The sequence below is a fragment of the Azospirillum rugosum genome (genome assembly GCF_017876155.1).
GTDB classification, from domain to species: Bacteria; Pseudomonadota; Alphaproteobacteria; order Azospirillales; family Azospirillaceae; genus Azospirillum; species Azospirillum rugosum.
In genome coordinates, this window is the sequence record NZ_JAGINP010000004.1 from 272,739 (window position 1) to 290,849 (window position 18,111).

The following is an 18,111-nucleotide window of genomic DNA, read 5'->3' on the forward strand; positions in this document are numbered from 1 at the left end:
TTGTTGGGACCATCGCGCCGGGGTAATGCAGGAGGTGTAAGGACACACCACCATCGGCGGGACCCGGCGGAAATGCAGTTGGAAATCAATGCCTTTGTCAGTTCGCTCGGCAGCGACTCGGACTGGGACCCAAACGCCCTCGACCAGGTGAGGGAGACGGTGCGCTCCCTGGCGGAGAACCTGGCCGCGCTGAACCTCGGCATCATCCTGGAAGTGCGGGACGTCCAGCGGTCGCAGACCGTCGCACGGATCATCCACGCCGACGCCCTGATCCGCTGACGCGGTTCCGGTCACTTCCGCATGGGCCACGCCCGCCGGGCCAGGCGGGCGTCCAGATCCTCGGCCTCCACCGTCGGTTCGCCCTGGCTGCGCAGGACGAAGCTGAAGGTGTCCATGACACGGTCGAGCACGATTTCCTGGTCGTCCGGGCGGCGGCTGACCGACACCACGGCGTAGCCCGCCGCCCGCGCCACGGACGCCTCCCCACGGACGCCGCGCACGCCCCAGCCGGCCAGCGCCGCCTTGCAGCGGAACAGCTCCACCGACAGGCCGGCCCCGCCGGTCGCCCCCTTCACCACATAGCCCGCGGCGACGGCCAGGGGGGCCAGCAGCCCGTCCCAGTCCAGGCAATCCTCCCGCGACACCCACATCCCGCCCACCGAACAGGGAGCGGCGCCGATCGCCTCGCCCAGCCCGGCGCGGAAGGCGCGCAGGCCCTCCACCGCGTCCTGCGCCGGCATCGGCTCGGTCCGCACCCCCTCGGGCATCAGAAGCAGACGCCCGGCCCATTCGGTGGAGGGGGGAAGCTGCTCGGTAAGGCGGGCCATCAGGGCCTCGCGGGCGGCGGCGAACGGGACAACCTTGGACATGCGGGCTAGGACCAACGGAGGAGGAACACCGGTCGCGGAAGGAAGCGAAAGCCGGCCCGCCTGTCAACCATCGGGCGAGCCGTGGGCGTTCTTGTCACGGGATTCCCGGCCCCATCCCGCCCCCTGGAAAAAAGTTGGAAGGCCCTGTTCGATTTCCCTTGCCAGGGTCCCGGATCAGCTTTATAAGCCGGCCTCCGTTCCGGATTAGCTCAGTCGGTAGAGCAGCGGACTGTTAATCCGCGTGTCGCTGGTTCGAGTCCAGCATCCGGAGCCATTATGCGGGTGTAGCTCAGTTGGTTAGAGCGCCGGCCTGTCACGCCGGAGGCCGCGGGTTCAAGTCCCGTCACTCGCGCCACTCTCTCTTTTCCTGCCGTCAGGCTTGACGGCGCCCCGAGCGGGCGTCGACACTGCCGGACAATCAGCGGACCCAACAATCGGTCCGCGACCACGGGGAGGAGAGAGGGCCATGGCGCGCCTTGCCGCCAATCTCACCATGATGTTCAACGAGGTCCCGTTCCTCGACCGCTTCCAGGCGGCCGCCGACGCCGGTTTCCGCGCGGTGGAGTTCCTGTTCCCCTATGACTTCCCAGAGGCTGAGGTCGCCCGCCGCAAGGCGGACAGCGGCGTCTCGGTCGCCCTGTTCAACATGCCCCCCGGCGACTGGGCGGCGGGGGAGCGCGGCCTCGCCTGCCTCCCCGACCGGGAGACCGACTTCGTCGAATCGGTCGAGCGCGCGCTGATCTACGCCGCGGCCCTGGACTGCCCCACCCTGCACATGATGGCCGGCATCCCGCCCGCCGGGATGAGCCGCGAGGACGCGCTGGCGCTCTATGCGGAGCGGCTGCGCCACGCCGCCCACCGCGCCGCCGACCACGACCGCACCATCGTGATCGAGCCGTTGAACGACCGCGACATGCCCGGCTACCTGCTGCGCACGACGACGGAAGCCGTCCAGGTGATCGAGGCGGTGGACCGCCCCAACCTGAAGCTCCAGTTCGACCTCTACCACGCGCAGATCATGGAGGGCGACCTGACCATGCGGCTGCGCCGGCTCGCCCCCGTGATCGGCCATGTGCAGATCGCCGGCGTCCCCGACCGGCACGAGCCGGACACCGGCGAGTGCGACCCGCACCACCTGCTGCGCGTGCTGGACGAGATCGGCTACGCCGGCTGGGTCGGGTGCGAATACCGGCCGAAGGCGGGAACCGTCGCCGGCCTCGGCTGGGCCAAGCGCTATCTGGACGCCGCGCGATGAGCCGCCTGCTCCTGGGCTGCGTGGCCGACGACTACACCGGCGCGTCGGACCTCGCCAACACGCTCGCCAAAGCGGGCCTGCACACCGTCCAGACCATCGGCCCCGAAGGGCTGGACCACGCCCCCGACGACGCGGAGGCCGTGGTCGCCGCGCTGAAGAGCCGCTCCATCGAGCCCGCGGAGGCCGTGCGCATGTCCGTGGACGCGTGGCGGCGGCTGAAGGGGCTCGGCGCGCGGCAGTGTTACTTCAAGTACTGCTCCACCTTCGACAGCACTGACCGCGGCAACATCGGCCCGGTCATGGACGCGCTGCTGGAGGAGACCGGCGCCGGCTTCACCATCGCCAGCCCCTCCTTCCCCGAAACCGGGCGCACGGTCTACCAGGGCAACCTGTTCGTCTGGAGCCAGCCGCTCAACGAATCGCCGCTGAAGGACCACCCGCTGAACCCCATGCGCGACGCCAACCTTGTCCGCGTCCTGGAACGGCAGAGCCGGACCCGGATCGGGCTGGTGGATTGGCAGACGGTGACGCAGGGGCCCGACGCGGTGCGCGCCGCCTTCGACGTGCTGCGCAAGGCCAGCATCGGGGCCGCCGTGGTGGACGCGCTGACACTGGGCGACCTCGCCGCCATCGGCTCCGCCTGCCGCGACCTCTCCCTGGTCACCGGAGCGTCGGGCTTGGCCGGCGGCATCGCCCGCAACTTCATCGAGGCTGGGCTGGCCAGCGGCCGCAACGCCACCGACCTGCCCGCCGTCGCCGGGCCGGAGGTGCTTCTGGCCGGAAGCTGCTCCCCCGCCACGCTGGCGCAGGTGGAGGCGGCGGGCCAACGCTATCCCGTGCTCCGGCTGGACGTGGACGCCCTGCTGGCCGGCACGGACATGGTGCCCGCGCTGCATGACGCCGTCATGGCCGAGTTCGGCCATCGGCCGGTCCTGGTCGCCTCCAGCGCTCCGCCGGACAGCGTCCGGACCGTGCAGGACCGCCACGGCCGGGAGGAGGCCGGGCGGCGCGTGGAGGAAGCCTTCGCGCGCCTCGCCCAGGGATTGGCGGAGGCCGGCGCCCGCCGCTTCGTGGTGGCCGGCGGCGAGACCTCCGGCGCCGTGGTCGACGCGCTGGGGGTGAAGGCCCTGCGCATCGGGCCGGAGATCGCGCCGGGCGTGCCCGCCACCGTCAGCCTCGGCCCCGTGACCTACGCGCTGGCGCTGAAGTCCGGCAACTTCGGCGGCCCCAACTTCTTCTCCGACGCGCTGGAGGTCATGCCATGAGGATCCTGATCACCGGCGGCAACGGCTTCCTTGGCCGCAAGCTGGCGCAGCGTCTGCTCGCCGAGGGCGGACACAGCATCACGCTGCTGGACGTCCAGCCAAGCGCGGAGCCCCTTCCCGGTACAGACAGCATCGTCGGCGACCTCTGCGACCCGGCGGTGCAGGACCGGCTGCGCAAGGAAGGCTTCGACAGCGTCTTCCACCTCGCCGCCGTGGTCAGCGCGGCGGCGGAGGCCGACTTCGACCTTGGCATGCGCGTCAACGTGGACGGAACCCGCGCCCTGCTGGAGGTCTGCCGCGCCCTGCCCGCCCCGCCGCGCGTCGTCTTCGCCAGCTCCGTCGCCGTGTTCGGCCACGCACCGCCGCTGGTCCTGGACGACACGCCGGCCCGCCCGCAATCCTCCTATGGCACCCAGAAAGCGATCGGGGAGCTGCTGGTCAACGACTACAGCCGCAAGGGCTTCATCCAGGGCTGCAGCCTGCGCCTGCCGACCGTGGTGGTGCGGCCGGGCAAGCCGAACCTCGCCGCCTCCTCCTTCGCCAGCGGCATCATCCGGGAGCCGCTGTCGGGCGAGCGCTCGGCCTGCCCGGTGCCGCAGGAGTTGGCGCTGTGGATCACCTCCCCCGCCCGGGTGGTCGCCAACCTGCTGCACGCCCACGGCTTGGCCCCCGAGGCGTGGGAGGACGATCGCACGCTGAACCTGCCGGGCATCTCCGTCACTGTCCGCAGCATGATCGCGGCGCTGGAGAAGGCCGGCGGCGATTCGTCCCTGATCGACCACCGGCCGGACGAGCGGATCGCCCGCATCGTCGCCAGCTGGCCGGCGGACATGGACACGGATCGCGCCGACCGGCTGGGCTTCGGCCGCGACACGGGCATCGACGCCATCGTGCAGGCCTATGTCGAAGAGGACATGCCAAAACGGGTCAACACACGCTAACATTTGCTCGTGGCACCAACAGTCTCAGAGCCGGACCACCGGCCGCTGTGCCGCATCGCGTTCCTTGAGGGAGGAAACACGTTCATGTTGCTGAAAAGGGTCATCGCCACCGGTGTGTTCGCGCTCGGCCTCGCCACGTCCGTGGCGGCCGGCGCTGAGGAGTTGAAGCTCGGCTACTCGCTCGCCCCGACCTCCCACTACGGGGTGGGCGCCACGGCGATGGGCGACGAACTGTCCCGCTTGTCCGGCGGCAAATGGACCATCAAGCAGTTCCCGGCCAACGCGCTGGGCGGCGAGCGCGAGATGGTGGAGGGTGCGCAGATCGGTACGGTGGACATCGTCGTCACCTCCTCCGGCCCGGTCGGCAACTTCGTGCCGGACACGCTGATCACCGACATCCCCTTCCTGTTCAAGGACTACGCCCACGCCCACGCGGTGCTGGACGGCCCCATCGGGCAGGCGATCCTGGACCAGTTCCCCAAGCACGGGCTGATCGCGCTGGCCTGGGGCGAGAACGGCTTCCGCAACCTGACCAACTCCAAGCACCCCGTGAAGTCGCCGGCCGACGCCAAGGGGCTGAAGATCCGCACCATGGAGAACCAGGTGCACATGACGGCCTTCAAGGCGCTGGGCGTCCTGCCCACGCCGATGGCCTTCCCGGAGCTGTTCACCGCCATGCAGCAGGGCACGGTCGATGGGCAGGAGAACCCCATCGGCGTGATCCTCTCCGCCAAGTTCTCCCAGGTGCAGAAGTACCTGACGGTGACTCAGCACGTCTATTCGCCAGCCCTGATCATCCTGTCGCCGTCGGTGTGGAACAAGCTGTCGGACCAGGAAAAGGGCTGGTTCAAGCAGGCCGCCCTGGCGGGCGCCAAGGCCATGCGCCAGAAGGCCGAGGACGACGCCAAGAACGGCATCGAGGAGCTGAAGAAGCAGGGCATGGAGGTGGTCACCGACGTGGACACCACCGCCTTCCAGGAAGCCCTGAAGCCCGCCTACGCCGACTACGCCAAGAAGTTCGGCCAGGACAAGATCGACGCGATCAAGTCCTACAAGTACTGAGCCGCGCTTACTGAGCCGCACTGCGCCCCCTCCCTAACCCTCCCCCGCTTTGCGGTGGAGGGGATTCAAGCCCCCTCTCCCGCGCAAGCGGGGGAGGGATGGGGAGGGGGCAAGCGATTCGAGGAGTCCCCCATGCTCGCGGCCCTCTCGTCCATCGAATCCTTCCTGATGCGCTGGACCCTGCGCGCGGCGATGGCGCTGCTGGTGCTCACCTGCTGCGTCTCGCTCTACCAAGTGGTGACGCGCTTCGTCTTCGAGGAACCCTCCACCTGGTCGGAGGTGACGGCGCGCTCCCTCAACATCTGGATGGTCTATCTGGGCGTCGCCGTCGCCTTCCGCACCGGCGCCCTGATGGCGGTGGAGTTCCTGTTCAACCGGCTGCACGGAGGGGCGCGCGTGGTGTTGATCGTCGCGATTTCCGGCCTGTCGCTGGGCGTGCTGCTGGTCATGGCCTGGTACGGCTGGGACATGGCGGTGCGCGTCCGCTTCCAGATGCTGGCCGGCGTGGACAATCCCTTCACCGGGGAGGGCATCTCCATCGCGCTGGTCTACGCCGCCGTGCCCGTGGGCTCCGTGCTCGCCATCGTCGGGCTGCTGGCCCGCACGGCGGAGCAAATCCGCGAGGCCCTGCACGCCCGCGCCAGCGCACCGGCCCCCCAAGAAGTGTACGAGGTCTAAGGCCATGACCAGCTTCATGCTCCTCGTCATGGTGGGACTGTTCGCGCTCAGCGTGCCCATCGCGATCGCCATCGCGGCGGCCAGCATCGGCGGCATCGCCGCCTTCACCACCATGCCGCTGATCGTGGTGGCGCAGAAGCTGGTGACGACCATCGACAGCTTCCCGCTGATGGCCGTGCCCTTCTTCATCCTGGCCGGCAACCTGATGGAGGCCGGCGGCATCTCCCGCCGGCTGGTGGACTTCGCCAAGGCGGTGGTCGGCAACGTGCAGGGCGGGCTTGCCTGCTCCTGCGTGCTGACCTGCATGATCTTCGCCTCGGTGTCGGGGTCCAGCGTGGCGACGACCTTCGCCATCGGCTCCATCATCATCCCGGCGATGATCAAGCACCGCTACCCGGCGGAATTCGCCGCCGCCCTCCAGGCCACCTCGGCGGAGCTGGGGGTGATCATCCCGCCGTCGATCCCGATGATCCTCTACGGCGTTTCGGCGGAGGTCTCCATCGGAGAGATGTTCGCGGCCGGCGTCGGGCCGGGCCTGCTGATCGGCGGGGCGCTGACCCTGTTCGTCTACGTCACCTGCAAGATGAACGGCTGGGGCAAGGAGGACGCCGCCGGCAACCTGGGATTCGTCAAGGCGACGGAGCGGGCGGCGCTGGCCCTGCTGATGCCGGTGATCATCATCGGCGGCATCTACCGCGGCGTCTTCACGCCGACGGAGGCGTCGGTGGTGGCCGTCTTCTACGCGGTCGTCGTCGGCATGGGCGTCTACCGCGCCATCGGCTGGCGGGACCTGGGGCCGATCCTGAAGAAATCGGTCCTGTCCTCCTCCATCATCATGTTCATCATCGCGGCGGCGGGGCTGTTCAGCTTCCTGATCACGCGGGCCGGCGTCCCGGCCGCCATCGGTGCCTGGATCGCCGAGGCGATCGGCAGCGGCTGGGCCTTTCTGCTGGCGGTGAACCTGTTCCTGTTCGTGGTCGGCATGTTCATCGAGACCTCGGCCTCCATCATCGTGCTGGCCCCGATCCTGGCGCCGGTCGCCGCCCATTTCGGCATCGACCCCGTGCATTTCGGGCTGATCATGGTCGTGAACCTGGCGCTGGGCATGGTGACGCCGCCCTTCGGCGTGAACCTGTTCGCCGCCTGCCAGGTCGCCGGCCTGAGCCTGGAGCAGATCGTCGGCCGGCTGGTGCCCTTCGTGATCGTCGTCTTCGCCTGCCTGATGGTCATCACCTACGTGCCCGCGGTGACCCTGTTCTTCCGCGGCCTCGTCTTCTGAGGATTTGACCCCATGGACACCTCTCTCCTGATCGGCGGGGCCTTCGTGGACGCCCTGGACGGCGGCCGCATTCCCGTCGTCGATCCCTCCACCGGCGAGGAGTTCGCCGCCATCCCCCGCGGCACCGCCGCCGACATCGACCGCGCCGTGACCGCCGCCCGCACCGCCCTGGACGGCGATTGGGGCCGCCTGACCGCCGCGGAGCGCGGACGGCTGATGCAGCGCCTCTCATCCGTGATCCTTGAGCACGCGGAGACGCTGGCGACCCTGGAATCCCGCGACGTCGGCAAGCCGCTGGCCCAGGCCAAGGCGGACGTGACGGCCTGCGCCCGCTACTTCGAGTTCTACGGCGGGGCGGCCGACAAGGTGCACGGGGACACCATCCCCTACCTCAACGGTTACACGGTGATGACCCTGCGGGAGCCGCACGGGGTCACCGCCCACATCATCCCCTGGAACTACCCGCTGCAGATCATCGGACGCAGCGTCGGCGCGGCGCTGGCCATGGGCAACGCCTGCGTCATCAAGCCGGGCGAGGACGCCTCCCTCACCACGCTCTATCTCGGCCGGCTGATGGCGGAGGCGGGCTTCCCCGCGGGTTCCGTCAACATCGTCACGGGCTATGGGGAGGAGGCCGGGGCCGCGCTGTCCGCCCATCCCGGCATCAACCACATCTCCTTCACCGGCAGCCAGGAGGTCGGCACGCTGGTGCAGCAGGCGGCGGCCCGCAACATCGTGCCGGTGACGCTGGAGCTGGGCGGCAAGTCCCCGCAGCTGGTCTTCGCCGACGCCGACCTGGAGCAGGCGCTGACCTTCGTCGTCCGCGCGGCGGTGCAGAACGCCGGCCAGACCTGCTCCGCCGGCAGCCGCGTGCTGGTCGAGCGGCCCATTTACGACCGCTTCACCGCCATGGTCGCGGAGCGCTTCCGCGCCCTGACCGTCGGGCCGGCGCTGGAGGACCACGACGTCGGCCCGCTGATCAATGCCAAGCAGAAGGACCGCGTCGCCGGCATGGTCGCCGCCGCGAAGGCCAACGGCTTCCGCCTGCTGGCGGAGGGGCGGGTGGTGGACGGCGCGCCGGCCGGCGGCTTCTATGTCGCCCCGGCCTTGTTCGGCGATGTGGCCCCCGGCTCCGCCCTGGAGCAGCAGGAGGTGTTCGGCCCGGCGCTCGCCTGCATCCCCTTCAACGGGGAGGAGGAGGCGGTGCGCATCGCCAACGGCACGCCCTACGGCCTCGTCGCCGGCGTCTGGACGCGCGACGGCGGCCGGCAGATGCGGCTGGCCCGGCGGCTCCAGGCCGGGCAGGTCTTCATCAACAACTACGGGGCCGGCGGCGGCGTCGAACTGCCCTTCGGCGGCGTGAAGAAGAGCGGCTTCAACCGCGAAAAGGGCTTCGAGGCGCTCTACGGCTTCTCCGTCACCAAGACCGTGGCGATCAAGCACGACTGAAGCAACAAACAACACCGGGAGGAAAACACATGCGCCTTGCGAACAAGGTCGCCATCGTCACCGGCGGCGGGTCGGGGTTCGGGGAAGGAATCGTCAAGCGCTTCATCGCCGAGGGGGCGAACGTCGTCGTCGCCGACATCAACGAGGAGGCCGCCCGGCGCGTCGCCGCTGAAATGGGCGACCGGGCCCGTGCGGTGCGCGCCGACGTCTCCGTCAGCCGCGACGTGGAGGCGATGGTCGCCGCGGCGGTCGAGTCCTTCGGGACGCTCGACATCCTGGTCAACAACGCCGGCTACACCCACCGCAACGGCCCGATGACCGAAGTGGACGAGGACACCTTCGACCGCATCTACGCGGTCAACGTGAAGTCGATCTACCTCGGCGCCATCCACGCGGTGCCGGTGTTCCGGCGGCAGGGCGGCGGGGTGATCCTGAACGTGGCCTCCACGGCCGGCGTGCGGCCGCGGCCAGGGCTGACCTGGTACAACGGCTCCAAGGGGGCCGCGATCACGCTCACCAAGTCCATGGCGGTCGAGCTGGCGCCCGACAAGATCCGCGTCTGCGCGCTGAACCCCGTGGCCGGCGAGACCGGCATGCTGCACCTGTTCATGGGGGAGGACACGCCGGAAAAGCGCGCCCAATTCAAGGCCTCGATCCCGCTCGGCCGCCTGTCCCAGCCGGCGGACATCGCCAACGCCGCCCTGTTCCTATGCTCCGACGAGGCCGAATTCCTGACCGGCGTCTGCCTGGAGGTGGACGGCGGGCGCTGCATCTAGGCCCGGTCGCTCACTCCGGATCGGCCACCTTCGCGGCGGCCTTTTCCGCCTGGATCAAATCGACCACCCGCTTCAGCGCCTCGGCGCTGAGCGGGCTGTCCATGTTCAGGTCCTGGGCGAACTTGCGGATCACGCCGATGGCGCGGCGCTTGGTGACGATCTCCAGGTCGCCGGGCTGCGTCGGCTCGACCACCGGCCCCTTGTAGTAGGCGCTGCCGGCGCGCCACTGGCGCTGCCCGTCCGCCCGCCACTGCGATCCGTCGGACAGCACCATGCAGCGCTTGCCCTCGGTGAAGGCCTCTACCGTGGCGATCTTTTCCGGTCCGGTCTGGCTGTTGTGGATCGTGACCTGATCGCCAACCCTGAACTGCGTCATCCAACCTGTTCCTTAAGACGTCCAGCTTGCCGGCGACAGCGGACCGCCGGACAGCAACCGCGCGGCGGTGAGGTCGTTCTCCCGCCGCTCTTCCACCGCCGCCAGCAGGCGCGACTTGGCCGTGACACGGCTGTCGGGCGCCCCCCCCGGATTGGTGGCCTCGACGGAAGCCTGGGCGCCGCCCCGCGCCCCGTTCAGCGCCGCGAGGAACCCCGTCGCCGAGCGGACCGCCTTGCGCAGGGCGGTGCGCTTCGCCTCCGGTTCCGCCACCGGGACGGGGCCGCGCGCCCCGTGGATGCCGGCCTCCGCCCGCGCCGCCTCGTTCGCGTACTCCACGACGCGGGCGCGGATCTCGCCGTCCAGCGTGTCGAAAACGCGCTTGGCCTCGTCAAGTTCGCGCACGCTGCGCGATTCCAGCGTGCGCTCCAGCGCCGCGACCAGCAGTCGGAACTCCAGCACGCCGGTCACCCGCGCCTGCTCCACGGCGCGCTTCAGGACGCCGACGGCTTGCAAGGTTTCGTGGTCGAGGGTGCCTTTGGACATCGATATGCTGTGCCGTCCCATCTCCGTCACACCGAGATATCGGGTCAGGCGAGGTCGGGTCAAGCGCGATCGGGGGCGGACTCCTCCTCAAGGTTCGGTTCCACCGCACCGCGTCTTTGCAGCCACAGCGCAACCATCCAGAACAGCGACGCCCAGGCCGCCCCCAGGCACCAGCCGGCCAGCACGTCGGTCGGCCAATGCACGCCGAGATAGACCCGGCTGCACCCGATCAGCAGCGTCAGGCCGATGGCCACCATCAGCACATAGGCTTTCTGCCGCCGCCCCTCGACGAAGCGGGCGAGCATGGCGCCCAGCGTCAGGTAGACCACCGCGGAAATCAGCGAATGGCCGCTGGGGAAGCTGGCGGTGAAGACGACGTCGCCGTGCGGCACGAGGTCCGGCCGCGCCCGCCCGATCTGGTTCTTCATCAGTGAGCTGAGCGTCATGCCGCCGCCCACGGCCAGCAACACCAGCGCCGCCGCCGCGCGCTTGCCCTGCAACAGCAGGAAGCCCAACGCGATCGCCGTGATCAGCGACAACACCGCGATGCTGCCGAGCGCCGTGATGTCGCGCGCCGCGTTCTGAAGCCAAGCCGGCCCCAGGGGAACCGCCGGATCGCCCGCCACCCGCAAGGCCATCAGGACCGTACGGTCGAAGGCGGCGGTCTCGCCCTCCACCACCTCCCCCGCCAGCAGGGCGAAGGACAGGATCAGGCCCGCGGCCACCGCGACGCTGACGAGCAGCGTCAATTCGTGCCGGCCGAGCCGGGCCAACAAACCGTAGCGCACCATCGCCTTCCTCCGGCCATTCCCGCGGAAGCAACGCACGGCGGCGACGTTTGTGGCAAGCCGCACATCACGGGAAGCCGTCACGGGCGCGCAACATACCGCTTAAACATAAAGATATCTTTATGCTTGCGCGCTTGCGGGCACGCTGCTACACCATGCGCCAGACGCGGGCCGGTGCGCCCGCCCCTGTTCTTTTTCGTTGTCCAGGAGACAGCCCGATGGCCGCGCCCGCCAACTTCACCGACTACAAGGTCAAGGACATCAGCCTCGCCGAGTGGGGCCGCAAGGAAATCACCATCGCCGAGACCGAGATGCCGGGCCTGATGGCGCTGCGCGCGGAGTTCGGCGAGTCCAAGCCGCTGAAGGGCGCCCGCATCGTCGGCTGCCTGCACATGACCATCCAGACCGCCGTGCTGATCGAGACGCTGACCGCGCTCGGCGCCACGGTCCGCTGGTCGTCGTGCAACATCTTCTCGACCCAGGACCAGGCCGCCGCCGCCATCGCCGCCGCCGGCATCCCGGTCTTCGCCTGGAAGGGCGAGACGGAGGAGGAGTTCTGGTGGTGCATCGAGCAGACGCTGCGCGGGCCGGACGGCTGGGTGCCGAACATGATCCTGGACGACGGCGGCGACGTCACCCAGATCATGCACGACAAGTACCCGGAGATGCTGGCCGAGGTCCGCGGCCTGTCGGAGGAGACCACCACGGGCGTCCATCGTCTCTATGAGATGATGAAGAAGGGCACGCTGAAGGTCCCGGCCATCAACGTGAACGACAGCGTCACCAAGTCGAAGTTCGACAACCTCTATGGCTGCCGCGAGTCGCTGGTCGACGGCATCAAGCGCGCCACCGACGTGATGGTCGCCGCCAAGGTCGCCGTGGTCGCCGGCTACGGCGACGTGGGCAAGGGCTCGGCCGCCTCGCTGCGCTCCCAGGGTGCGCGCGTGCTGGTGACGGAGATCGACCCGATCAACGCCCTCCAGGCCGCCATGGAAGGCTACCAGGTGGTGACCATGGACGAGGCCGCCCCGCTGGGCGACATCTTCGTCACCGCCACCGGCAACGTGGACGTCATCACGCTGGACCACATGCGCCAGATGAAGGACCGCGCCATCGTCTGCAACATCGGCCACTTCGACAGCGAGATCCAGATCGAGGCTCTCCGCAACTACAAGTGGGAAGAGGTCAAGCCGCAGGTTGACGAGGTCGTCTTCCCCGACGGCAAGCGCCTGATCGTCCTGGCCCAGGGCCGCCTGGTGAACCTGGGCTGCGCCACCGGCCACCCGAGCTTCGTGATGAGCGCCAGCTTCACCAACCAGGTGCTGGCCCAGATCGAGCTGTGGAACAACCACGCCAACTACGAGCGCAAGGTCTACGTGCTGCCGAAGCACCTGGACGAGAAGGTCGCCCGCCTGCACCTGGACAAGATCGGCGCCAAGCTGACCACGCTGACGGCCAAGCAGGCTGAGTACATCGGCGTGAAGGCCGAAGGCCCGTTCAAGCCGGAGCATTACCGCTACTAAAGCGGATTTCCATCCGCTTTAGATTCACATGGCCTCATTTGCCGGCCGGGCTTCGGCCGCATGTGCGGCCGGGACTGCGGTCGCAGTCCAAAGCGGATCGCAATCCGCTGTAAGCGGTCCGGCATCCGCGAATGGAAAGGGCCGCCCCGTGGGGCGGCCCTTTTTGCATGTGGTGTTCGCCGTAGGTTGGGTGGAGTGCCAGCGCAACCCAACACAAGCGGAATTGCAACGATGTTGGGTTTCGGCTGCCGCCTCCACCCAACTTGCGCTCTGATGTGGTTCGAGCGGAGGCTCAGCGGCGGCGGCGCAAATCCTCGATCAGTCCCTTCACCGGCTTGTGCACCGCCTCCATCCGCTGCACCGACGATCCGCCCGGCGGTGCGGCGAACGCCTCGTCGAAGGCGCGCATCAGGCCGGGGTTGCCGGGACCGGCAGCGGGATGGCCGATGAGGTCCCACGCCAGGGCGGCGCATTCCTGCCTGACCACGTCCGGCGCGACGGGCCTGAGGCGCAGTTGTTGGAACAGGTCGCGGTCGCGTTGGATCGTCGGGAAGGAGATCTGGCCCCACAGCCGCTCCACCAGCCCTGCGGCGAAGACTGCCCGGAAATGGCGGCGCCCCCTGCCCTGGAAATCGAGCGACGCATCCGCCGGGTCGGGCATCAACGCCACCCAGGCCTCGTCAGCCAAAACGGTCTGGAACGTGATTGGCGCACAGGCGCACAGCAATGCGTAGGACAGGCTTGGCAAGGTCGGCGATAGGCGCACCATCCGCAAAGCGCTTTGGTACGCCAGGAAAAGGGGCTGACCCGCCCTGTCGCGCGCGGTGATGTCGCGAACCAGGGCGTCCGCCACATACCAGTTGAATTCGTTGGAAACCAGGGGACGACCGGCCGCCGCGATCATGGCAATCGCGTAAGCGCGCGTGACGGGGTCGCGCAGATAGTCGTCGTATATCCCCATGAATGATGACGTTACCCGATTCTGACTCGGCGAATGTGTTCATCCAACGACCGGCGCACGTCGGCGGGGAGAATGGAGTCGAACATGGTGATCGGGGCTGCGCTTCCCGGCATCATGACCTCCGCGCGGGGCGCTCCCAGGTAGGCGTCGCCGAGGTGGCGCGATCGCGCGTCGTCCGTCGGATTCGTGTCGGTTTTGTCGGCATCGGACCGAACGGTGCTGGCCGACGGGCTCCGCCCCGCGCCACCGTTCGCCTGATCGGATTGCACACCGGGGGTCGAGGGATCGCCTGATGTGAAGAAGGCCAACAGTTCCATGTCCCCTCGACACGCGAAATGGGATAGGGAGCACCCCGAAGAGCGCTCCCATCGCCAAAAAACTAAAACATCGGAAGGCGAAGCGCAACACGGACATTCGCCTTATGCGTCGCATCCAACAGGACGACCCGCCGTAGGACCGTCACGCGACGCAGCGGGGTGGAGCGTTCCGGCTGACGGTCAGCGCCGCACCATTGGCCCCAGATCCTTCCGAATTCCCGCATCCAGCCGACCGTTCAGGTCGTCCATCATGCGGCGGGTGATCTCCAGGAAGGTGGCCTCGCGGTCGGCCAGCGAGATGTTCTCCGGCACCGTGGTCGAATAGGTCACGATCGACCGGGTGGAGCCGCGGAAGCTGGTCTCGCCCGGCGCCTCGCCGCTCACCTCCACCTCGATGCGGCCGTCGTAGCGCTGGGCCTGGTCGTTGGTGAAGTAGCCCTTCACGCCGCCGGTCTTCTGCAGTTGGGCTTCGACGATGCTGGCGTCGCGGATGGTGACGCGCACGCGGCCCGGCCCGCCCGCGGCCCGCAACCGCTCGCTGGCCCACAGCCGCACGGCCTGCGCCGGAGGCACCGCCGAGCGGCCTTCCACATGGACGCCGCCGTTCGGGCGGTAGGCGTCGACCACATCGATGCTGCCCGCGTTCAGCACGATCGGGCCGAAGTTGGAAAAGTCGATGGGCCGCGGCGCCGGACGTGGCGGCGGCGCGCTCTGGCAGGCCGACAGGGCCAGGGCGGCGATGCCGGCGGCAAGGACGAAACGGCGGGAGGGCATGATCGCTCCGGTTGGACAAACGAAAACGGCGCGGCACTATAGCCGCGCCGCTTTGGAAGCGCATTCGGATCCTGAGGCGGCGACTTCGCCGCCCGCCTTATTTCACCGTGCGTTACTTCGCCGCCCCGTAGACCCGGTCCAGGTCCGCGTCGTCGAAGTGGTAGGCGGTGGAGCAGAACTGGCAGACCACCTCGACGCGGCCGTCGTCGATCTTCAGGTCCTGGACCTCGGCCCGCGGCAGGCGGGACAGCATGTCGGACACCCGCTCGCGCGAGCAGCGGCAGCCGAACCGCAAGGCCTTGGGCTGCCAGACGCGCACGCCGTCCTCGTGGAACAGGCGGAACAGCAGGTCGCTGGCCGCAAGCTCCGGGTCCAGAAGCTCGTCGCCCGTGGTGCTGGCCAGCAGGACCATGGCGCGGCGCCACGCGTCCTCGTCGCCGGAACCCAGCACATGTTCCGTCGGATCCTGCGGCAGGCGCTGCACCATGATGCCGCCGGCCCGCCAGGCGCCCTTGCTTCCGTCCGGCAGGGTTTCCTGGTCGACCGCCACGGTCAGGCCGGTGTCGATCTGCTCCGACTGGCGGAAGTAATGCTGCACGCAGTCGGCCAGCGTCTTGCCGTACAGCTCGACGATGCCCTGGTAGCGTTCGGTGTTCGGCCCCTGGTCCACGGTGAAGGCGATGTGACCCTTGCCGAGCAGGGCCGGCGCCGGGGCGATGGCCACGTCGTCGGCGGCCTTCTTCAGCGCCTCCTCGTCGTACTGGGCGTAGGCGCGGATGTCGCCGACCGAGGTGATGTCGGCCACCATCAGGCTGATCGGCCCGTCGCCCTTGGTCTGCAGCGTGAAGATGCCGTCGTACTTCAGCATGCTGGACAGCAGCATGGCGAGCGTCATCGTCTCGGCCAGGAAGCGGGCGACCGGCTCCGGATAGGCGTGGCGCGTCAGGATTTCATCCAGCGCGGGGCCCATCTTCACCATGCGGCCGCGCAGGCGCGACGCCTCGATCTGGAATGGCAGAACGAGGTCGTCGCGAAGCGGTTGGACGGAAGGATCGTCCATCATGTCCTCAATCGTTCAACAGGACGAGCGGGAGCGCTTACCCAAGCGCTCCCGCCGTGGTGTCCTTTGGTCAAGTGACCTTAGATAGTGGCTTCAGACATTGGCTTCCAGGCACCATGCCAGGATGGCCTTCTGGGCGTGCAGGCGATTTTCCGCCTCGTCCCAGACCACGGAGTGCCGGCCGTCGATCACGCCGTCGGTCACTTCCTCCCCGCGGTGGGCGGGCAGGCAGTGCATGAACAGCGCCTCCGGGTGGGCGAGGCTCATCAGTTCCTCGTTCACCTGATAGCCGGCGAGCACGGCGCTCCGCTCGTCCACGTCGGTGTTGTGCATGGACACCCAGGCGTCGGTGATCACGCAGTCGGCCCCCGCCACCGCTTCGGCCGGCGAGGAGACGACCACGACGCGGCCGGTGCCCTCCTTCGCCGCCCACTCCAGCAGGCCGGGCGGCGGGCCGTAGGCGTCCGGGCAGGCGAGACGGATCTCGAAGCCCAGGCGCACGGCGGCGTGCACCCAGCTGACGGCGACGTTGTTGATGTCGCCGCTCCAGGCCACGACGCGCCCTTCGATGGAGCCGCGGTGCTCCTCGTAGGTCATCAGGTCGGCCATGATCTGGCAGGGGTGCGACTGGTCGGTCAGGCCGTTGATGATCGGCACCGAGGCGTGCTTCGCCAGCTCATGGACGCGCTCCTCGCCCATGGTGCGGACCATCACCACGTCCACGTAGCGCGACAGCACGCGGGCGGTGTCGCCGATGGTCTCGCCGCGGCCCAGCTGCATGTCGTCGGGCTTCAGCACCACCACGTCGCCGCCGAGCTGGCGCATGCCGACCTCGAACGACACGCGGGTGCGGGTCGAGGGCTTCTCGAAGATCATCGCCAGCGCACGGCCCGCGAACAGCGAGCGGTAGGCCGGGATGTCCTTCTTGATGGTGACGGCCATGTCCAGGATTTGGCGCAGGGTCGCCTTGTCGAACCGGTCGATGTCGAGGAAATGACGCACGGCAGTCGGAGAAGCGGAGGACATCACGCCATCTCCCCAGAGATCTCGGCCGCGGTCTTATCGAGGATGCCGACGGCCTCCTCCACCTCGGCCTCGCCGATGATCAACGGCGGCAGCAGGCGGACGACGTTGTCGCCGGCCGGAACCGACAGCAGGCCGTTGGCGCGCAGCTTCGCCACCACGTCGCCCACGGCCGGGCCGCAGACGAGGCCGAGGATCAGCCCCTTGCCGCGCACGCTCTTGAAGACGGCCGGATGCTCGGAGACGAGCCCGTGCAGCCTCTCCTCCAGCACGCCGCCGATGCGCTGGACATGCTCCAGGAAGCCCGGCTCCAGCACCTTGTCCATCACGGCGTTGCCGACCGCGGTGGCGAGCGGGTTGCCGCCGTAGGTGGAGCCGTGCGTGCCGGCGGTCATGCCGGACGCCGCCTTTTCCGTGGCGAGGCAGGCGCCGAGCGGGAAGCCGCCGCCGATGCCCTTGGCGACCGCCATGACGTCCGGCGTGATGCCGGCCCATTCATGGGCGAACAGCTTGCCGGTGCGGCCCATGCCCGACTGGATTTCGTCCAGGAACAGCAGCAGGCCGTGCTCGTCGCAGATCTCCCGCAGGCCGCGCAGGAACTCCACCGAGCCGACGCGGATGCCGCCCTCGCCCTGGATGGGCTCCACGCAGATGCCGGCGGTCTGGTCGGTGACGGCCTTGCGCACCGCGTCCAGGTCGCCGAACGGCACGAGGTCGAAACCGTCGAGCAGAGGCGCGAAGCCCTTCACCAGCTTCTCCTGCTGGGCGGCCGAGATGGCGCCCAGCGTGCGGCCGTGGAAGGCCTGCTCGAAGGTGATGATGCGGGTGCGCTTCTTGTCGCCCTTCTCATAATGGTACTTGCGCACGGCCTTGGCGCCGCACTCCCACGCCTCCGCGCCCGAGTTCGTGAAGAACACGGTGTCGGCGAAGGTGACCTCCGTCAGGCGCTTGGCCAGGCTCTCCTGCCCCGCCACCCGGAAGAGGTTGGAGGTGTGCCAGACCTTGTGGGCCTGTTCCGTCAGCGCCTTGATCAGGTAGGGATTCGCGTGACCAAGCGCCGTCACCGCCACGCCGGCGGCGAAATCCAGGAATCGTCGCCCGTCGGTCGCGTACAGATACGGACCTTCGCCCCGCTCGAACACGACGTCGGCGCGGGAGTATGTGGGCATAAC

The 18,111-nt window shown here is 68.8% G+C and carries 20 protein-coding genes and 2 tRNA genes; 12 read left to right on the forward strand and 10 right to left on the reverse strand.

The features are described 5' to 3' along the window. Positions 1-72: 72 nt before the first annotated feature. Positions 73-279, forward strand: a complete 207-nt coding sequence (locus tag J2851_RS07625; protein ID WP_209765388.1) for a hypothetical protein — start codon at positions 73-75, stop codon at positions 277-279. Between the two features lie 11 nt (positions 280-290). Here the strand turns inward: J2851_RS07625 and J2851_RS07630 are convergent, their stop codons facing one another. Beyond that, a complete protein-coding gene (locus tag J2851_RS07630) occupies positions 291-869 on the reverse strand; it encodes a hypothetical protein (protein ID WP_209765389.1) in 579 nt (192 codons plus the stop codon). Between the two features lie 198 nt (positions 870-1,067). On the opposite strand from J2851_RS07630, the gene J2851_RS07635 reads away from it, so the two are divergent. The 10 genes from J2851_RS07635 (at position 1,068) to J2851_RS07680 (ending at position 9,574) form a co-directional block, all read left to right on the forward strand. Further along, positions 1,068-1,143: transfer RNA gene (locus tag J2851_RS07635), tRNA-Asn, on the forward strand. 4 nt (positions 1,144-1,147) lie between these two features. Next, positions 1,148-1,224, forward strand: a tRNA-Asp gene (locus J2851_RS07640). 111 nt (positions 1,225-1,335) lie between these two features. Next, the gene (otnI, locus tag J2851_RS07645) at positions 1,336-2,124 is read left to right on the forward strand and encodes a 2-oxo-tetronate isomerase (protein ID WP_209765390.1); all 789 of its coding nucleotides are present in this window, start codon (positions 1,336-1,338) and stop codon (positions 2,122-2,124) included. Further along, entirely contained in the window at positions 2,121-3,389 is a 1,269-nt protein-coding gene (gene otnK, locus J2851_RS07650; RefSeq protein WP_209765391.1) for a 3-oxo-tetronate kinase, read from the forward strand. The genes otnI and otnK overlap by 4 nt, the downstream gene beginning before the upstream one ends. Beyond that, positions 3,386-4,330, forward strand: coding sequence for a D-erythronate dehydrogenase (gene denD, locus J2851_RS07655; RefSeq protein ID WP_209765392.1), 945 nt, complete (start codon positions 3,386-3,388; stop codon positions 4,328-4,330). The genes otnK and denD overlap by 4 nt, the downstream gene beginning before the upstream one ends. 84 nt (positions 4,331-4,414) lie before the next feature. Then, positions 4,415-5,392, forward strand: coding sequence for a TRAP transporter substrate-binding protein (locus J2851_RS07660; RefSeq protein ID WP_209765393.1), 978 nt, complete (start codon positions 4,415-4,417; stop codon positions 5,390-5,392). 132 nt (positions 5,393-5,524) lie between these two features. Beyond that, the gene (locus J2851_RS07665) at positions 5,525-6,070 is read left to right on the forward strand and encodes a TRAP transporter small permease (protein ID WP_209765394.1); all 546 of its coding nucleotides are present in this window, start codon (positions 5,525-5,527) and stop codon (positions 6,068-6,070) included. A 4-nt stretch (positions 6,071-6,074) separates the two neighbouring features. Next, complete coding sequence (locus J2851_RS07670; protein ID WP_209765395.1) at positions 6,075-7,349, forward strand: TRAP transporter large permease; 1,275 nt, start codon at positions 6,075-6,077, stop codon at positions 7,347-7,349. A 12-nt stretch (positions 7,350-7,361) separates the two neighbouring features. Continuing rightward, the gene (locus J2851_RS07675; protein WP_209765396.1) at positions 7,362-8,798 is read left to right on the forward strand and encodes an aldehyde dehydrogenase family protein; all 1,437 of its coding nucleotides are present in this window, start codon (positions 7,362-7,364) and stop codon (positions 8,796-8,798) included. 29 nt (positions 8,799-8,827) lie between these two features. Next, a complete protein-coding gene (locus J2851_RS07680; protein WP_209765397.1) occupies positions 8,828-9,574 on the forward strand; it encodes an SDR family oxidoreductase in 747 nt (248 codons plus the stop codon). 10 nt (positions 9,575-9,584) lie between these two features. Here the strand turns inward: J2851_RS07680 and J2851_RS07685 are convergent, their stop codons facing one another. From J2851_RS07685 to J2851_RS07695, 3 genes are read right to left on the reverse strand one after another with little or no spacing between them, the layout of a single operon-like run. Then, entirely contained in the window at positions 9,585-9,950 is a 366-nt protein-coding gene (locus J2851_RS07685; protein WP_209765398.1) for a hypothetical protein, read from the reverse strand. Between the two features lie 12 nt (positions 9,951-9,962). Continuing rightward, positions 9,963-10,493: a hypothetical protein gene (locus J2851_RS07690; protein ID WP_209765399.1), complete on the reverse strand. Its 531-nt coding sequence runs from the start codon at positions 10,491-10,493 to the stop codon at positions 9,963-9,965. A 59-nt stretch (positions 10,494-10,552) separates the two neighbouring features. Then, positions 10,553-11,284, reverse strand: coding sequence for a phosphatase PAP2 family protein (locus J2851_RS07695; protein WP_209765400.1), 732 nt, complete (start codon positions 11,282-11,284; stop codon positions 10,553-10,555). A 215-nt stretch (positions 11,285-11,499) separates the two neighbouring features. On the opposite strand from J2851_RS07695, the gene ahcY reads away from it, so the two are divergent. After that, positions 11,500-12,804 (forward strand): adenosylhomocysteinase, encoded by a 1,305-nt coding sequence (ahcY, locus tag J2851_RS07700; RefSeq protein WP_209765401.1) that lies wholly within the window; start codon positions 11,500-11,502, stop codon positions 12,802-12,804. 292 nt (positions 12,805-13,096) lie between these two features. Here the strand turns inward: ahcY and J2851_RS07705 are convergent, their stop codons facing one another. From J2851_RS07705 to J2851_RS07730, 6 genes are all read right to left on the reverse strand, one after another. Beyond that, positions 13,097-13,765 (reverse strand): hypothetical protein, encoded by a 669-nt coding sequence (locus tag J2851_RS07705; RefSeq protein WP_209765402.1) that lies wholly within the window; start codon positions 13,763-13,765, stop codon positions 13,097-13,099. A gap of 11 nt (positions 13,766-13,776) precedes the next feature. After that, a complete protein-coding gene (locus tag J2851_RS07710) occupies positions 13,777-14,082 on the reverse strand; it encodes a hypothetical protein (RefSeq protein WP_209765403.1) in 306 nt (101 codons plus the stop codon). Positions 14,083-14,262: 180 nt separating this feature from the next. Further along, positions 14,263-14,856, reverse strand: coding sequence for a hypothetical protein (locus J2851_RS07715; protein WP_209765404.1), 594 nt, complete (start codon positions 14,854-14,856; stop codon positions 14,263-14,265). Positions 14,857-14,968: 112 nt separating this feature from the next. Then, entirely contained in the window at positions 14,969-15,916 is a 948-nt protein-coding gene (locus J2851_RS07720; protein ID WP_209765548.1) for an Hsp33 family molecular chaperone, read from the reverse strand. A gap of 93 nt (positions 15,917-16,009) precedes the next feature. After that, positions 16,010-16,942, reverse strand: a complete 933-nt coding sequence (argF, locus tag J2851_RS07725; protein WP_209765406.1) for an ornithine carbamoyltransferase — start codon at positions 16,940-16,942, stop codon at positions 16,010-16,012. Next, positions 16,942-18,108, reverse strand: coding sequence for an aspartate aminotransferase family protein (locus J2851_RS07730; RefSeq protein WP_209765550.1), 1,167 nt, complete (start codon positions 18,106-18,108; stop codon positions 16,942-16,944). The genes argF and J2851_RS07730 overlap by 1 nt, the downstream gene beginning before the upstream one ends. Positions 18,109-18,111 lie beyond the last annotated feature (3 nt).

Coding starts and splice junctions, on each gene's coding strand:
- J2851_RS07625 (WP_209765388.1), top strand. CDS start 73: ATGCAGTTGGAAATCAATGCCTTTGTCAGTTCGCTCGGCAGCGACTCG.
- J2851_RS07630 (WP_209765389.1), bottom strand. CDS start 869: ATGTCCAAGGTTGTCCCGTTCGCCGCCGCCCGCGAGGCCCTGATGGCC.
- otnI (WP_209765390.1), top strand. CDS start 1,336: ATGGCGCGCCTTGCCGCCAATCTCACCATGATGTTCAACGAGGTCCCG.
- otnK (WP_209765391.1), top strand. CDS start 2,121: ATGAGCCGCCTGCTCCTGGGCTGCGTGGCCGACGACTACACCGGCGCG.
- denD (WP_209765392.1), top strand. CDS start 3,386: ATGAGGATCCTGATCACCGGCGGCAACGGCTTCCTTGGCCGCAAGCTG.
- J2851_RS07660 (WP_209765393.1), top strand. CDS start 4,415: ATGTTGCTGAAAAGGGTCATCGCCACCGGTGTGTTCGCGCTCGGCCTC.
- J2851_RS07665 (WP_209765394.1), top strand. CDS start 5,525: ATGCTCGCGGCCCTCTCGTCCATCGAATCCTTCCTGATGCGCTGGACC.
- J2851_RS07670 (WP_209765395.1), top strand. CDS start 6,075: ATGACCAGCTTCATGCTCCTCGTCATGGTGGGACTGTTCGCGCTCAGC.
- J2851_RS07675 (WP_209765396.1), top strand. CDS start 7,362: ATGGACACCTCTCTCCTGATCGGCGGGGCCTTCGTGGACGCCCTGGAC.
- J2851_RS07680 (WP_209765397.1), top strand. CDS start 8,828: ATGCGCCTTGCGAACAAGGTCGCCATCGTCACCGGCGGCGGGTCGGGG.
- J2851_RS07685 (WP_209765398.1), bottom strand. CDS start 9,950: ATGACGCAGTTCAGGGTTGGCGATCAGGTCACGATCCACAACAGCCAG.
- J2851_RS07690 (WP_209765399.1), bottom strand. CDS start 10,493: ATGTCCAAAGGCACCCTCGACCACGAAACCTTGCAAGCCGTCGGCGTC.
- J2851_RS07695 (WP_209765400.1), bottom strand. CDS start 11,284: ATGGTGCGCTACGGTTTGTTGGCCCGGCTCGGCCGGCACGAATTGACG.
- ahcY (WP_209765401.1), top strand. CDS start 11,500: ATGGCCGCGCCCGCCAACTTCACCGACTACAAGGTCAAGGACATCAGC.
- J2851_RS07705 (WP_209765402.1), bottom strand. CDS start 13,765: ATGGGGATATACGACGACTATCTGCGCGACCCCGTCACGCGCGCTTAC.
- J2851_RS07710 (WP_209765403.1), bottom strand. CDS start 14,082: ATGGAACTGTTGGCCTTCTTCACATCAGGCGATCCCTCGACCCCCGGT.
- J2851_RS07715 (WP_209765404.1), bottom strand. CDS start 14,856: ATGCCCTCCCGCCGTTTCGTCCTTGCCGCCGGCATCGCCGCCCTGGCC.
- J2851_RS07720 (WP_209765548.1), bottom strand. CDS start 15,916: ATGGACGATCCTTCCGTCCAACCGCTTCGCGACGACCTCGTTCTGCCA.
- argF (WP_209765406.1), bottom strand. CDS start 16,942: ATGTCCTCCGCTTCTCCGACTGCCGTGCGTCATTTCCTCGACATCGAC.
- J2851_RS07730 (WP_209765550.1), bottom strand. CDS start 18,108: ATGCCCACATACTCCCGCGCCGACGTCGTGTTCGAGCGGGGCGAAGGT.